This window comes from Pantoea sp. X-Soil-OKNW-713 (assembly GCF_059730685.1).
Map to the genome: position 1 here is coordinate 431,131 of NZ_AP035996.1, position 15,064 is coordinate 446,194.

The window sequence follows — 15,064 nt, forward strand, 5'->3', positions numbered from 1 at the left end:
TGCCATCACGTTTCTTTAATAAATTCATTCGGATAAGCAATAAACATGAGAATGGCATGGGCTTTGCTAAATTCGATGCAGAGTATAAGCGGTTAGCGTGGCGGCCTCGTCATGCGGAACATTGCTCTACAGCTTCGGCTGTACCTCGTCAGGGGACGGTGCTATGCATCGTGAGCAGGTTCATACACCGCATCATCCCCTGATAACAGACACAATGTATGCGTTTGCTTTGGGGGTTTGTTATGTCAATGTCGTCCTTCCGTTTGTCCCTGTTTACAGCGCTTATCGCTGCCTCTGCCCTCGCCCATGCGACAGATAAGCTGGTGCTGCAAACCACCTGGGTGGCACAAGCCGAGCAAGGGGGTTATTACCAGGCCGTCGCAACCGGTATCTATAAAAAATATGGCTTAGATGTCGAGGTAAAATCCGGCGGGCCACAGTTGAACAATATGACGCTGCTGCTGGCTAACCGCGCCGATGTGATCGTCAGTTACGATCTTCAGGTGTTGCAGGGCATCCAGCGTAATTTCCCGTTAAAAGCCATCGCTGCGCCATTCCAGTTTGATCCTCAGGGCATCATGACCCACGGTGACGTGAAGGATCTGGCAGGGCTGAAAGGCAAAACCGTGCTGGTGTCCGCCAGCGGCCAGGCCAGTTGGTGGCCCTGGTTAAAGGGGAAATATAAACTCAGCGATGGTCAGGTGCGCCCTTATACCTTCAATATGCAACCGTTCCTCGCCGATAAAAATACCGCCCAGCAAGCTTACGCCACCTCGGAAGTGCAGCAGATCAAAGCCGCGCAGCCGGACAGCAAATTTTACCTGTTTGCCGATTACGGTTATCCGGCCTACGGCGGCATTCTGGTTACCCGTGACGACCTGTTGCAGCAAAAACCTGACGTGATGAAACGTTTTGTGGAAGCCTCGATGGAGGGCTGGAAATCTTACCTCGCCGATCCTGCTGCCGGGAATGCGCTGATCAAAAAAGAGAACCCGCAGATGACCGATGCCATCCTCGCGTTTGGCGTTTCCCAGATGAAGGCGCTGCATCTGATTGATGGTGGGGATGCGGCGAAACAGGGGCTGGGGGTGATGACGCCACAACGCTGGCAAACCACACGCGACTTTATGGTGAAAGCCGGACTGCTGGATGCCGCCACCCCGTGGCAAAAAGCTTTTACCACCCAGTTCTATCGCCAGGCGGCGATGTAAGGCAGGTCGCAAGATGCTGATAAAAAACTGTTCTGCCATTCTCACCGGCAACCGCCAGCAGCCGCGCAGTCCGGCGCGTGATATCCGAATCGACCAGGGGTTGATCCTGGAAATGGGTAGCCTGACCGCCCAGGCCGGTGAGCAGGTCATCGACGCGCGCGACTGTGTCGTCTATCCCGGCTGGGTGAATACCCATCATCATTTGTTCCAGTCGTTGCTGAAGGGTGAGCCCCAGGGATTAAATCAAAGCCTCGGAGCCTGGCTGGCGGCCACGCCCTACCGTTTTCGCGGCGCGTTTGATGAACACACCTTCCGCATTGCAGCACGGATCGGGCTGGTGGAACTGGTGCGTTCCGGTTGTACCACCATTGCCGATCACCACTACCTTTACTGGCCGGATATGCCGTTCGATGGCGCGCAGATCCTGTTTGAAGAGGCGCAGCGTCTTGGCGTGCGTTTTGTCTTATGCCGGGGTGGCGCAACCCAAAGCCGTGGGTTGGAAAGTGATCTGCCCACCGCGCTGCGCCCGGAAAAATTCGATGCCATGATGGCCGATGTTGAACGGCTGGTGGCGCAATATCATCAGGCGGATGCCCTCGCCATGCGCCAGGTGGTGATGGCTCCCACCACCACGTTGCACTCCACCACGCCACAGGAACTGCGCGACAGCGCCCGTCTGGCGCGTCAGCTTGGCATTCGTCTGCACAGCCACTTGTCGGAAACCGTGGATTATCTCGATGCCGCTAAAGCCAAATTTGGTATGACGCCTTTGCAGTTCTGCGCCGAACATGAATGGATTGGCAGCGATGTCTGGTTCGCCCATCTGGTCAAACTGTTGCCTGAGGAGATTGCCTTGCTGGGTGCCGCTGGCAGTGGCATCGCCCACTGCCCGCAAAGCAACGCCCGTCTGGGTAGTGGCATTGCCGACCTGGTGGCGCTGGAACAGGCTGGTGTGCACGTTTCCATTGGTGTCGATGGTGCGGCGTCGAACGAAGCGGCCGATATGCAAAGCGAAACGCACGCAGCCTGGCAATTGCAACGTGCGCGTAAAGGCATGCTGGCGCAACCGCGTTATGCCGGTGGCCGGTTTGAAGGGGGTGGCGATGCCGCCAGCATTGAAGATGTCCTGCGCTGGGGAACGCAGGGTGGCGCTCAGGTGCTGGGACTGCACACCGGGGAAATCGCACCGGGCATGGCGGCAGATATCGCCATCTACCAACTGGACGATCCGCGCTACTTCGGCCTGCATGATATGGCGATTGGGCCAATTGCCTGCGGTGGACGGGCGCGCATCAAAGCGCTGCTCTGCCAGGGCAACATCATTATGCAGGATGATCTGATTGCGGGTCTGGATTTGCGCGAGCTGGGACAAGCCGCCGCGGATGCGGTGAAAACGCTGCAACGCCGCGCTAATGTGACAGGGTAACGCCTCGTATCGGCGCGATTTATCGCGCCGATAAGGGGTCATGGATTACATTCCGGCAATCAAGGCCCTGGCGGCAGCGCGATGTTTTACCATCAACGCCTCGCTATCCAGCCCGATAATTTCACCGTCCGACACGCGCCACTCGCCCCCCACCATCACCTTGTCTGCCCGCTCCGCGCCACACAGAATCAACGCCGAAAGCGGATCGTGGCTGCCGCTGAAACGCAGCTCATCCAGTTTAAACAGCGCAAGATCGGCCTGCTTTCCGACCGCCAGCTCACCAATATCCCTGCGCCCCAACAGACGGGCGGAACCTGCGGTCGCCCAGCGCAATACCCGTTGTGGTGTGATCTGCTGTGCGCCATAACGTAGCCGTTGCAGATATAACGCCTGGCGCGCTTCGTACATCAGGTTCGAGGCATCGTTCGAGGCCGAACCATCAACCCCTAACCCTACCGGTGCGCCTGCTGCTTCCAGCTCCACCGTCGGGCAAATCCCCGACGCCAGCCGCATATTGGATACCGGACAGTGGCAGATTCCGGTTCCGGCGGCACCAAGGCGTTTGATTTCGTCGTCATTGAAATGAATACCATGTGCCAGCCAGGTGCGATCGCTCAGCCAGCCCACATGCTCCAGATAATCGACGGTGCGCATCCCAAAGGTTTGCTGGCAAAAGGCTTCTTCATCCAGCGTTTCGCCAAGGTGAGTATGCAGACGGACATCGTGCTGCTGCGCCTGACGGGCGATCTCCCGCATCAAATCGGTGGTGACGGAGAACGGTGAACAAGGCGCAAGGCCAATCTGAATTTGCGCGCCGTCATGACGCTGGTGATAGCGCTGAATCAGGCGCAGGCTGTCCTGCAAAATGGTGTCAGCATCCTGGATGGTGTGCTGCGGCGGCAGGCCGCCCTGTTCTTCGCCCAGATTCATCGAGCCGCGCGTCAGCAAGGCGCGCATACCCAACTGTTGCACCACCTCGACCTGCACATCCAGAGACTGCTCCATGCCCTGCGGAAACAGGTAATGATGATCGCTGACGGTGGTGCAGCCGGACTGCAACAGCTCCGCCATTGCCACCTGGCTAGCCAGATGCAACGCCTCCGGCGTTAAACGCGCCCACACCGGGTAGAGGGTTTTTAGCCACGGAAACAGCGGTTGGTTCACCACCGGCAGCCAGGCGCGGGTCAGGGTTTGATAGAAGTGATGATGGGCGTTGATAAGGCCAGGCAACACCACATGGTCACGCGCATCCACCACATTATCGCAAGGCTGCGACGGTGACGCGCCGAGAGGAAGAATTTCGCTGATACGCGAATCTTCAATCACCAGACCACCACGGCCATCGAGTTGTTCAGGGAGAAAGACTGCTAAGGGGTTTTTGATCCAGATACGGGCAGCGCACATGGCTGGCTCCTCTCAGTTGATAAACATAAGGGTTAGCCAGCTCAGTTATTGCCTGTCTGCTGATCCAGGCGCATCGCGATGCGGCACTACTATGCCGCAAAAGCGATGGCCTGAAAAGTTATCCGGCGTTTTTGTGTCGTAACGTCGATTCCGGCATAAACAACGACAACAAAAATGCCAGCAACATCACGGCCGCTGCCATCATAAAAGCGGCGTGTACCGCATCACCGAAGGCCTGCAAATACGGCGTCTGTACCTCAATTGGCAGATGGTGGATGGCTTCCGGGTCGAGGCTGCGCGGTAGCTCGGCCCCCTTTTCCACCAGCTTTGTCAGGCCTGATTTCAGCACCTGGCTGAATATCGCGCCAAATAACGCCACGCCAATTGAGCCGCCAACCGAGCGGAACAGGGTCACCGATGAGGTTGCCACACCGATGCTGTCCGGCGAGACGGTATTCTGCACCGCCAGCACCAATACCTGCATCACCATCCCCATTCCCATCCCGAGAATGCTGGAGAATAGCCAGATATGCCAGGTGGGATCGTCCAGCGTCAACGTAGTCAGCAGCACCATGCCGACGGTTGCCAGCAAAGTACCGGCAATCGGGAACAGGCGATATTTGCCGGTATGACTGATAATGCGACCGCTGATAATCGAGGTCACCAGCAAGCCGCCCATCAGCGGCAACAACTGCAATCCGGCTCCGGTAGGCGTGGCCCCTTTTACCACCTGCAAGTAAAGCGGCAGAAACGTGACGCTGCCGAACAGCGACATCCCGACAATAAAACCGATCAGGCTGGAAAGCAGGAAGCTGCGGTTGCGGAACAGCGTCAGCGGGATAATTGGCTCCCAGGCGCGACGTTCCTCGTAAACAAAACCAATCAACCCCACCACGCCAAATGCCAGGATGCACCACAGTTGTGGATCGGACCAGGCATGCACCGAACCGCCCTCGCTGGTGAACAGGGTGATCCCCACCAGCGCCAGACTGAGGAAAAACGCACCGGGATAGTCAATTTCATGTGCTTTGCGTTTGCTGTCGGCCTTAAACACCGCGTTGATCACCAGCAGCGCAAACAAACCCAGCGGCAGGTTGATATAGAAAATCCAGCGCCAGGAGGCGTGTTGCACGATAAAACCACCCAGCAACGGGCCAACCACCGTTGCCAGACCAAACACGCCACCAAATAATCCCTGATATTTACCGCGTTCAGCAGGCGGGATCACATCGGCCACTGCGGCCATGCTCACCACCATCAGGCCGCCACCGCCCAGCCCCTGTAAGGCGCGGGTAAAAATCAGCTGCTCCATGTTCTGCGCCAACCCGCAGAGCGCGGAGCCTGCCAGGAACAAAATCACCGAGATTTGCAGCACGCGCTTACGGCCAAACAGGTCGCCAAATTTACCGTACAGCGGTACAACAAGGGTTGAAGCCAGCATATAGGCTGTCACAATCCATGACAGGCGATCCAACCCGCCCAGCTCACCCACAATGGTCGGTAAGGCTGTGGAAACAATGGTTTGGTCCAGGGCCGATAACAGCATTACCAGCATTAATGCGCCCAGTAACCAGCCAAAAGACTGACGCGCCGGGTCGCCGCTGGCAGCGTGTTGTGCCAAAGATTCGGATTTCATAGGGGACACCAGATTGAAATTAATTAAATACACAATTAATATTAATCGAAGTCTGACAGGATACAAGTGAGTAAGCAAAAATGACCGCACAGAAAGTCCCTTCTGAGGGAAAATCAGCTAAATCCGAACCTCGCCGTCCCGGTCGTCCACGCGGCGGCGCAATCAATGTCCAACAGCGCGAACATTTGCTGGATATCACCCTGTCGTTGTATGCGGAACACGGCATTGCGGAGACGTCGTTGAATGCCATTGCGCGTAAGGCAGGCGTTAGCCCGGCAATGCTGAATTATTACTTTAAGTCGCGCGAAGCCCTGCTGGATGTGGTGGTTGAGGAACGTTTTTTGCCGCTGCGCCAGCGTCTGGTGGCGCATTTCGTTAATGAGCCGCGTGACCCTGTCACTACTTTCAGCGCGTTTATCCGCGAGATTGCCGATATTATCGCCACCCATCACTGGTTTGGGCCGCTGTGGATGCAGGAAGTTACCGAAGGTCAGGGAGGGTTAGGCCAGCATATTAAAAATCGCTTCGGTCATACGGAGCGCGATAAAGTTAAAAGCCTGATTGAGGGCTGGCAGCAGCAAGGTCTACTCAACCCGGATCTGGAGCCGCAACTGTTGATGACGTCAATTCTCAGTATGGTGCTGGTGCCCTTCTCACGCTTTGCCAACGATCCGGCGTTCAACCGTGAAAAGATTGTCGCCCACACGCTGAGTTTGTTTTGTCGCGGCATCAGGCCTGTTTAGTCAGCTAAGGATCCTCCCTACCTGCGTCAACCCCGACGTTAGCTCAATTAACAGCTCGCGTACCGCCGCTGCCGGTTCCGATAACGGCGTGCGGTCCGATACACAGAGCGATAGCGTCTGGCTGATGGCCGGGCCACTGATGGATCGAATAATCACATTGCGCGACTCCGACTGAATATGCTCGGCAATCGCCTTTGGCATGATGGTGCAACCCAGGCCAGCATCCACGACCCTGCCGATGCTTTTTACTGCTTCCAGTTCAGCGACAATATTGATGGTTTGCTGGTGCAGGCTGAAGGCTTCATCTATTGCACGACGCACAAAGTTGTAAGCGGGTGGCAGTACCATCGGCATAACCGCGAGCTGGCTAACCTGCAACGGACCGCCGTCATCGTCGAAATCAAAATCAGCGTGGGCGACAAAATACAAAGACTCTTCCAGCAGCGGTTGGTAATGCAGCCCTTTGATGCCGCCACAACCGTGCAACAGCGCCATCTCCAGCCGCCCGTTTGCGACCAACTCGCTATAGGCTTGCCCGACACTTTCGACCAAATGCAGCAGAATGCCCGGATGGCGTTGCCGCATTTCGCTCAACAACGACATCGCCAGCGTGGAAGCGGCACTGAACGGTGCCAGCCCGACCGATACCCGTCCTGATAGCAACTGCCCGGCGCTCAGGACATCCACCTCCGCCTGCGCAAACTGACGCAGCATGGCATTGGCATGACCATACAACACTTTTCCCGCCTCGGTAGGCACCACGCCCTGCTGGCTGCGAATCAACAACTGCCGTTTAAAGTGTTCCTCCAGCGCCACCAGTTGTTGGCTCAGTGCCGGTTGCGCAATATGCAACGCATCCGCCGCACGGGTAATGCTACCCATATCCACAATGGTAATAAATGACTTCAGACGCCGTATATTCATCTTATTCTCATCGCTGGTTAACGCCTGCGTTGTTATTTCATGAATATATCGGCTTTATTTTTTTACCGGTAAGAAGGAATGCCTTTCGCCAGATAGGTGTTTTATATGAGCGCCCACAAGAAAAGGCCTGAGCAGGCAATAAGTAAATACTATCCAGCCAAAACAAAATTATCTTATCGCAACCTTTATTTCTGCCCCTATGGTAGGACGGTATTTAGCACGTTTCGTTAACGCGCTTAACAGATGACTAAAACATAAGAAATATAAACCTCTCGACCCTCATCATCTGTATTCATTTGCAAAAACCTGTGTATGCGCTTCACCGCTGGCTGCCTGCCAGCGGCGCTTTTTCGAACTTAATTTCATTGCTAATTATTAAGTTAGTGAGATGAATTATCCCAACAAGATGACAAATGCAAAAAACGAGGAATAAATGATGAAGCTTTCGATTAAATCCTGTATCGCCAGCGCCCTGTTAATCTCTGGTGTGGGCCATGCGGCAGAAATTTATAACAAGGATGGAAATAAACTCGATCTGTACGGCAAGGTACAGGCTGAAAATTATATTTCCAACAACGATAGCCTCGATGGCGATCAATCCTATATGCGTTTTGGTTTCAAAGGCCAAACCCAGGTTAACGACCTGATTACCGGTTATGGTCAGTGGGAACAACAAATTCAGTTGAATAACAGCGAAGGTGGCAGCGATGCGCAGAAGGGCAACAAAAGCCGTCTGGGCTTTGCTGGTTTAAAAGTGGGCCAGTACGGCAGCTTCGATTATGGCCGCAACTATGGTCTGGTGTATGACGCCATTGCCTATACCGACGTCCTGCCAGAGTTTGGTGGTGCAACCGGCAGCGCGGATGGCTTCCTGCGAGGCCGCTCTACTGGCGTGGCGACTTACCGTAACCGTGACTTTTTCGGTCTGGTGGATGGTCTGAGCTTCGGTCTGCAATATCAGGGCAAAAACGAGCGTGATGCCATCAGTACCTCCAACGGCGATGGCTGGGCCACGTCTCTGGGTTATGCGCTGGACTCAGGCATCAGCGTTGTCGGTGGTTATGCCAATCTTGATCGCACCAATGCGCAAAATGCTGACGGTGTTTATGGTCATGGTGCGCACGGCGAGAGCTGGGCAGTTGGCGCGAAATATGACAACAATCAGTGGTATTTCGGCACTTTTTACGGCCAGACACGTAACGCCTATGCCATCAGCAACAGCCTGACTGGCGAGAGCGGTTTCGCGAACAAGACCGAAAGTTTTGAAGCCACTTTGCAGTATCAATTTATCAACGGTATTCGCCCGTCTATCGCCTGGGTACAGACCAAAGCGAAAGATATTGAAGGTGTTGGCGATGAGTATCTGCTGAAGTTCCTCGAACCCGGATTGACGTATTACTTCAACAAAAATATGAAGACGTTTGTTGCATGGAAAATCAACCTGCTCGACGACAATAACAAGCTTGGTCTGCCGAATGACGACCAGTTAGCGCTGGGACTGGTGTATCAGTTCTGATGTGAAGAGCGAGTGCGGGAGATGTCCTGCACTCTGCTTAAAAATGCGCGATAAATCGCACCGCTACAACTCTCCTCATCAGTAGCGGCGCGATTTATCGCGCAATATTAGCCAGGTATTTTACGGATATAACCCGCGATCTTTCCTCGCCAGCAGAATACGCTCACAGGCCAACGCATATGCCGCAGTGCGTAGCGTGACCTGCAACGCCCCCGCTTTTTGCCAGACGGTATCAATCGCACCCTGCATAATGCCGTCGAGGCGCTGATTAATCTCCTCTTCACTCCAGAAGAAGCTGGAAAAATCCTGCACCCATTCGAAGTAGCTCACCGTCACCCCACCCGCGTTAGCGATGACATCCGGCACCACGGCTATGCCACGCTGCTGCAATACATCATCCGCTTCCGGCAGCGTCGGGCCATTCGCCCCTTCAATCACCAGGCGGCAGCTTAACCCACTGGCGCGTTCGGCGGTAATTTGCCCTTCCAGCGCGGCAGGCACCAGGATATCGAAATCCTGCGTCCAGAAGCTTTCGTCAGCAATATGGTCTGCCTGTGGAAAACCTTTGATACTACCGTGGGTCTGCTGCCATGCCTGTAATGCCGGGATATCCAACCCGCTTGCCAGCCAGAGCGTCGCGCTGTGATCCTGCACCGCGACCACTTTCGCCCCTGCCGCGTGAAACAGCTCCGCACTGACGCTACCCACATTGCCAAAGCCCTGCACCGCCACGCGGCTGTGCGCAACATCCAGCCCCAACATCGCCGCCGCACGACAACCGGTAACAAACACCCCGCGTCCGGTGGCTTTCACGCGTCCCAGCGAACCACCCAGATGCACCGGTTTACCGGTTACCACGCCTGTCGTGGTCGCACCGACATTCATCGACCAGGTGTCCATCATCCACGCCATTACCTGCGCGTTGGTACCCACGTCCGGGGCCGGGATATCCTGCTGCGGCCCGATCATGTTGCCAATCTCGCTGGTGTAGCGGCGCGTCAGACGTTCCAGCTCCTTCCGTGAAAGCTGCGCAGGGTCGACACGTATCCCCCCTTTTGCGCCGCCAAACGGCAGGTTTAGCGCGGCACATTTGATGGTCATCCATGCTGACAACGCCATCACTTCTTCCAGAGTGACGTCAGGATGGAAGCGCACGCCCCCCTTACCCGGCCCGCGCGACAGGTTGTGCTGTACGCGATACCCCTCAAAATGACGTACCGTGCCATCGTCCATTTCCAGCGGAATATCAACGATCAGCGCGCGTTTAGGGTGGGTTAGCGTATCTGCCCAGTGGCTGAGATCGCCCAACAACGGCAATACGCGTTCGACCTGGGTCAGATAGGTTGACCAGGCAGAGTGACGGTCGCCCGTCACATAGGAAAGTGCTGACAAAACTGACCTCCGGTTTACAGGTTGCTAAGTCCCAGTTTTTTCTCCAGATAGTGGATATTGGTTCCACCCTGCTGGAAGTTTTCGTCGGACATGATTTTCATCTGCCGTTCGACGTTGGTCTTGATACCGTCGATGATCAGCTCCGCCAGCGCATTCTTCATGCGCGCAATCGCCACGTCACGGTTTTCACCGTAGGTGATCAGCTTGCCGATCATGGAGTCGTAGTACGGCGGCACGCTGTAACCGGCATAGATATGCGATTCCCAGCGCACTCCGAAACCACCCGGCGCGTGGAAGCGCGTGATCTTGCCCGGACTCGGCAGGAAGGTGTTCGGGTCTTCGGCGTTGATACGGCATTCCACCGCATGACCGCGGATCACCACATCTTCCTGACGGATGGACAGCGGCTGACCGGCAGCAATGCGCAGCTGTTCTTTGATCAGGTCAACACCGGTGATCATCTCAGTGACCGGGTGTTCTACCTGAATACGGGTGTTCATCTCGATAAAGTAGAACTCGCCGTTTTCGAACAGGAACTCAAAGGTACCCGCGCCACGGTAGCCGATATCGACACAGGCTTTGGCACAGCGGTCGCCGATAAAGCTACGCAGTTCCGGGGTGATACCCGGTGCCGGCGCTTCTTCCACCACTTTCTGGTGACGACGCTGCATCGAGCAGTCGCGCTCCGCCAGATAGATGGCGTTGCCCTGGCCGTCGGCCATCACCTGGATTTCGATATGACGCGGATTCTCGAGATATTTCTCCATGTACACCATGTCGTTGTTGAAAGCCGCTTTGGCTTCCGCTTTCGTCATGTTGATGGACTGCTCAAGATCCTTGTCGCTGCGCACCACGCGCATACCACGACCACCACCGCCACCGGAGGCTTTGATGATCACCGGGTAGCCGATGCGTTTGGCGAAGGCACGGTTTTTCTCCATGTCTTCGGTCAGTGGGCCGTCAGAACCCGGTACGGTCGGTACACCCGCTTTTTTCATCGCGGTGATCGCCGATACCTTGTCACCCATCAGGCGGATGGTGTCGGCTTTCGGACCGATAAAGATAAAGCCGGAGCGTTCGACCTGCTCGGCAAAATCGGCGTTCTCAGACAGGAAGCCATATCCCGGATGGATCGCGACCGCGCCGGTGATTTCGGCGGCGGAGATCAGGGCCGGAATATTGAGGTAACTTTTGACCGACTGCGCCGGACCGATGCAGACGGTTTCGTCAGCCAGCAGTACGTGCTTCAGGTCGCGGTCTGCCGTGGAGTGAACCGCCACAGTCTTGATGCCCAGCTCTTTACAGGCACGCAGAATGCGCAGCGCGATCTCACCGCGGTTAGCAATGACAATTTTATCCAGCATGGTTCGCCTCGTTATTCGATGACAACCAGCGGCTCGTCAAATTCAACCGGCTGGCCACTTTCCACCAGAATCGCTTTCACCACGCCGGATTTATCGGCTTCGATCTGGTTCATCATTTTCATCGCTTCAACGATGCACAGGGTGTCGCCGACGTTAACTTTCTGGCCGACTTCGATAAAGGCTTTCGCATCCGGGCTCGGGGTACGATAGAAGGTGCCGACCATCGGTGAGCGTACGATATGACCGCTGATGTCAGGTTTAGCGACTTCCGCTACCGGAGCGGTAACGGGGACAGCGGCGGCGGGTTGCATCACAGGCGCAGCATAGGCCTGCTGCTGCACCGGGTAGCTGATATTGGCAGGTGAACGGCTGATGCGAACCGACTCTTCGCCCTCCGCGATTTCCAGCTCAGCAATGCCGGACTCTTCCACCAGCTCGATCAGTTTTTTGATTTTACGAATATCCATAAACGGGGTCCGTGCTCATTAACATAACGGGTGTTGTTATAGCAGAGCGCCCCGCTGCACAGGACATAGGGAGTTTAGTTGGGGTTATAAGTAAAAGGTGCTCACTGCGCTTATCCCTTTTAGGGGATAAAAGTATCATTATCCTCTAAAGGGGATAATCTTGACTTTATCCTCCAGGAGGGATAGTTTGGATGATATCCTGACCAGGGGATAATCCGTCATCTGTCCAGCCCGATCCTGAATACTGTAAGGATTCACGATGATTTATAGTCCAAAACAACTTGCTAACCACGTCCGGTTGATACGGCAGAAAAATCAGTGGACGCAGACGCAACTCGCCAAAAAAGTGGGGTTGAAACAAGCCACCATCTCCCATTTTGAAAATAATCCCGACCTGACAACCCTGGCGACGCTATTTAAGATCCTGCAATCCCTCGAACTGAAGCTGGATATCTACGAGAAGCTTGAGGCAAACGAAACACCAGCGATTTACGATCAGGAGAATGACTGGTGAAACAGGCGTTGATGGCATGGATGAATGGTGAACGTGTTGGCGTGTTCACCCGACAAAGCAATGGTGCGCATACCTTCCAGTATGCCGAGAGTTGGCTGGATAACCGGCTCGCACGCCCACTTTCGTTGTCGCTGCCGCTGCAATTACCGGTTATCACTTCAGAGAGCGTTATCAACTATTTTGATAACCTGCTGCCAGATAGTCCCTTGATTCGCGACCGGATTGTTGCCCGTTACAGGGCAAAATCACGCCAACCTTTTGACCTGTTACGTGAAGTTGGCAAAGACAGCGTGGGTGCCGTGATGTTACTCCCCACAGACAGTTTCCCTTCGAACCAGGGTTTACAGTATGAAACGCTCAATGAAGAGAAACTGATCCGCGTTTTATCGGCATACCAGGCGGATATACCGCTCGGTATGATCCGGGATGAAGAAGATTTTCGCATTTCGGTGGCGGGTGCCCAGGAAAAAACGGCATTGTTGAAAACTGCCGAAGGCTGGAGTATCCCGCACGGCTCCACCCCCACCTCACATATCATTAAATTACCAATTGGCGAGATTAAACAACCCTTCGCAACGTTGGATATGCGCGAAAGTGTTGAGAATGAATATGCCTGTCTGGCCCTTGCCCGTGCGCTCGGTTTCAATGTGCCTGCGGCCACCATTATTCATGCCGGTAATATCCGTGCCCTGGCGGTGGAGCGTTTTGATCGCCGTTGGAATGCCCACAAAACACAACTCCTGCGTTTACCCCAGGAGGACATGTGCCAAACCTTTGGGCTGCCTTCTGCTCTGAAGTATGAATCTGATGGTGGTCCAGGCATTGCCGATATCATGGCGTTCCTGATGGGGTCGAGCCAGGCACTGGAAGATCGTGATGCATTTATGAAATTCCAGGTCTTCCAATGGCTGATTGGCGCCACAGACGGACATGCGAAAAACTTCTCGGTATTTATTGAAAGAGGCGGTAGCTATCGGTTGACGCCTTTCTATGATGTTATCTCTGCTTATCCTGTGCTGGGCGGCACGGGATTAAATATCCGTGACCTGAAACTGGCGATGGGACTGAAAGCGACGAAAGGCAAAAAAATGGAGATCGATAAAATATTCCCGCGTCACTTTATCGCAACCGCCAAAGCGGTGAATTTCGACCCAAACCGGATGGTGGACATTATTGATTTCTTTATTGCGCAATTACCCACCGCGATCCACCATGTAGAGCGTATTTTACCGGCTGATTTTCCACCACGTATCGCCGACGCATTGTTTTCCAATAGCCTGCGTATGCTGGCGCGATTGCAGCAATAAACGTTCTGCCAACAACCACGCGCCAGTCATCGCCGTGGATAGTTATTTCTCTGTTCTGTCGAGAATAAGATAAGCGGGCTGGCACATGCTGCCACGCTCCTGCACCCAGTAATAATCCATATCGGCGATGTGATCGTTCAATCCGCCATCAATACGTTTAACTTCCAGACGTAAACCCGCCATCTCTTGATAACTCAGCCCGGATTTGACGATAAATTTATATTTAACGCCCTTCTCTTCTTCGAAGGATTTAAGATATGGCGTCATCTGCTGCTGAATTTCCTTCAGACAGATAACTTCGTTGTCGACTTTAAATGGCTCACCAGCCACCCCGTCTATGGGTGCCGCGAAGGTTGATGATGAAAACAACATCAGCGCCACCAGGCTGATTTTATGTGTAACACGCATTGAAATTTTCTCCCTTTTCTACCGCATAAAAAATCACAGCCCTGTTATCGGCACTTTTTTCCGCAGATTGACACACCCGCAAAAAAAAAATTTATTCACACCGAAACTTTCCTGACAGCTCCAGCGAACTGAATTAACAGCGTCACACAACCGGAATACCCTCAACCCCGCAGGAGCAGATAATGAAACGCATGAAACATCTCGTTTGTACCCTGACTATGGCTGCCGCGCTGGGCCTCTCCACCTCGGCGCTGGCCGCGCTGCCGGTCGGAGCCAAAGCCCCCAACTTTGAACTGCAAGGCGCGCTGGCGGGTAAACCGCTGACCTTCTCACTGCAACAGGCGTTGCAGAAAGGTCCGGTGGTGCTTTACTTCTTCCCGGCCGCGTTCAGCAAGGGTTGTACCCTCGAAGCCCATGATTTTGCTGAAGCTACCGATAACTTCAAAAAAATGGGCGCGACGGTGGTGGGCGTCACTGCCGGAAATACCGACCAGGTGAGCGACTTCTCGAAACTGGAGTGTCGCGATAAATTCACGGTAGCGGCCGATCCGGGAGCCAAAGTGGCAGCGGAATATCAGACCACCATGCAGATGAAAGGGAAAACCCTGTCCGATCGTACTTCCTACGTGATCGCGCCAAATGGCGACATTTTGCTGAGTTATACTGACAGAAACCCCGATACCCATATCGAGAAAGCCCTTGCAGCGGTGAAGCAGTACAGCGACGCCCACCCGCAAACCGCGACTAACTAA

14 protein-coding genes are annotated in these 15,064 nt (G+C 54.6%); 7 read left to right on the forward strand and 7 right to left on the reverse strand.

The window, feature by feature from the left end; translation table 11 throughout:
- The first annotated feature begins 248 nt into the window (after nt 1–248).
- Both AC6I8R_RS22425 and AC6I8R_RS22430 read left to right on the forward strand, forming a co-directional pair.
- Entirely contained in the window at nt 249–1,211 is a 963-nt protein-coding gene (locus AC6I8R_RS22425) for an ABC transporter substrate-binding protein (RefSeq protein WP_244634076.1), read from the forward strand.
- Between the two features lie 13 nt (nt 1,212–1,224).
- The gene (locus AC6I8R_RS22430; protein WP_497832951.1) at nt 1,225–2,637 is read left to right on the forward strand and encodes an amidohydrolase family protein; all 1,413 of its coding nucleotides are present in this window, start codon (nt 1,225–1,227) and stop codon (nt 2,635–2,637) included.
- A gap of 45 nt (nt 2,638–2,682) precedes the next feature.
- On the opposite strand, the gene AC6I8R_RS22435 is transcribed toward AC6I8R_RS22430, so the two are convergent.
- Both AC6I8R_RS22435 and AC6I8R_RS22440 read right to left on the reverse strand, forming a co-directional pair.
- Nucleotides 2,683–4,041, reverse strand: a complete 1,359-nt coding sequence (locus tag AC6I8R_RS22435; protein ID WP_497832952.1) for an 8-oxoguanine deaminase — start codon at nt 4,039–4,041, stop codon at nt 2,683–2,685.
- Between the two features lie 118 nt (nt 4,042–4,159).
- Nucleotides 4,160–5,677 carry an MDR family MFS transporter gene (locus tag AC6I8R_RS22440; RefSeq protein ID WP_415173429.1) on the reverse strand — a complete coding sequence of 506 codons (1,518 nt, stop codon included), beginning with the start codon at nt 5,675–5,677 and terminating at the stop codon, nt 4,160–4,162.
- An 80-nt stretch (nt 5,678–5,757) separates the two neighbouring features.
- Here AC6I8R_RS22440 and AC6I8R_RS22445 point away from each other — a divergent pair, with 80 nt between their 5' ends.
- A complete protein-coding gene (locus AC6I8R_RS22445; protein ID WP_415173430.1) occupies nt 5,758–6,420 on the forward strand; it encodes a TetR/AcrR family transcriptional regulator in 663 nt (220 codons plus the stop codon).
- Here the strand turns inward: AC6I8R_RS22445 and nac are convergent, their stop codons facing one another.
- On the reverse strand, nt 6,421–7,344 hold the full coding sequence (gene nac, locus AC6I8R_RS22450; protein WP_415173431.1) for a nitrogen assimilation transcriptional regulator NAC: 924 nt from the start codon (nt 7,342–7,344) through the stop codon (nt 6,421–6,423).
- Nucleotides 7,345–7,777: 433 nt separating this feature from the next.
- Between nac and AC6I8R_RS22455 the strand changes: the two genes are divergently transcribed.
- Nucleotides 7,778–8,860, forward strand: a complete 1,083-nt coding sequence (locus AC6I8R_RS22455) for a porin (protein ID WP_302474918.1) — start codon at nt 7,778–7,780, stop codon at nt 8,858–8,860.
- A gap of 120 nt (nt 8,861–8,980) precedes the next feature.
- Here the strand turns inward: AC6I8R_RS22455 and AC6I8R_RS22460 are convergent, their stop codons facing one another.
- From AC6I8R_RS22460 to accB, 3 genes are read right to left on the reverse strand one after another with little or no spacing between them, the layout of a single operon-like run.
- Entirely contained in the window at nt 8,981–10,252 is a 1,272-nt protein-coding gene (locus tag AC6I8R_RS22460) for a Glu/Leu/Phe/Val family dehydrogenase (RefSeq protein ID WP_415173432.1), read from the reverse strand.
- Between the two features lie 14 nt (nt 10,253–10,266).
- Entirely contained in the window at nt 10,267–11,616 is a 1,350-nt protein-coding gene (gene accC, locus AC6I8R_RS22465) for an acetyl-CoA carboxylase biotin carboxylase subunit (protein WP_497832953.1), read from the reverse strand.
- A gap of 11 nt (nt 11,617–11,627) precedes the next feature.
- Nucleotides 11,628–12,083 carry an acetyl-CoA carboxylase biotin carboxyl carrier protein gene (gene accB, locus AC6I8R_RS22470; RefSeq protein ID WP_208726434.1) on the reverse strand — a complete coding sequence of 152 codons (456 nt, stop codon included), beginning with the start codon at nt 12,081–12,083 and terminating at the stop codon, nt 11,628–11,630.
- A gap of 259 nt (nt 12,084–12,342) precedes the next feature.
- Here accB and hipB point away from each other — a divergent pair, with 259 nt between their 5' ends.
- Both hipB and AC6I8R_RS22480 read left to right on the forward strand, forming a co-directional pair.
- Complete coding sequence (hipB, locus tag AC6I8R_RS22475; RefSeq protein WP_208726431.1) at nt 12,343–12,597, forward strand: type II toxin-antitoxin system antitoxin HipB; 255 nt, start codon at nt 12,343–12,345, stop codon at nt 12,595–12,597.
- An 11-nt stretch (nt 12,598–12,608) separates the two neighbouring features.
- Entirely contained in the window at nt 12,609–13,904 is a 1,296-nt protein-coding gene (locus tag AC6I8R_RS22480; protein WP_497833060.1) for a type II toxin-antitoxin system HipA family toxin, read from the forward strand.
- A gap of 42 nt (nt 13,905–13,946) precedes the next feature.
- On the opposite strand, the gene AC6I8R_RS22485 is transcribed toward AC6I8R_RS22480, so the two are convergent.
- Nucleotides 13,947–14,312 carry a hypothetical protein gene (locus tag AC6I8R_RS22485; RefSeq protein WP_415174305.1) on the reverse strand — a complete coding sequence of 122 codons (366 nt, stop codon included), beginning with the start codon at nt 14,310–14,312 and terminating at the stop codon, nt 13,947–13,949.
- 182 nt (nt 14,313–14,494) lie between these two features.
- Here AC6I8R_RS22485 and AC6I8R_RS22490 point away from each other — a divergent pair, with 182 nt between their 5' ends.
- A complete protein-coding gene (locus AC6I8R_RS22490; RefSeq protein WP_415174306.1) occupies nt 14,495–15,064 on the forward strand; it encodes a peroxiredoxin in 570 nt (189 codons plus the stop codon).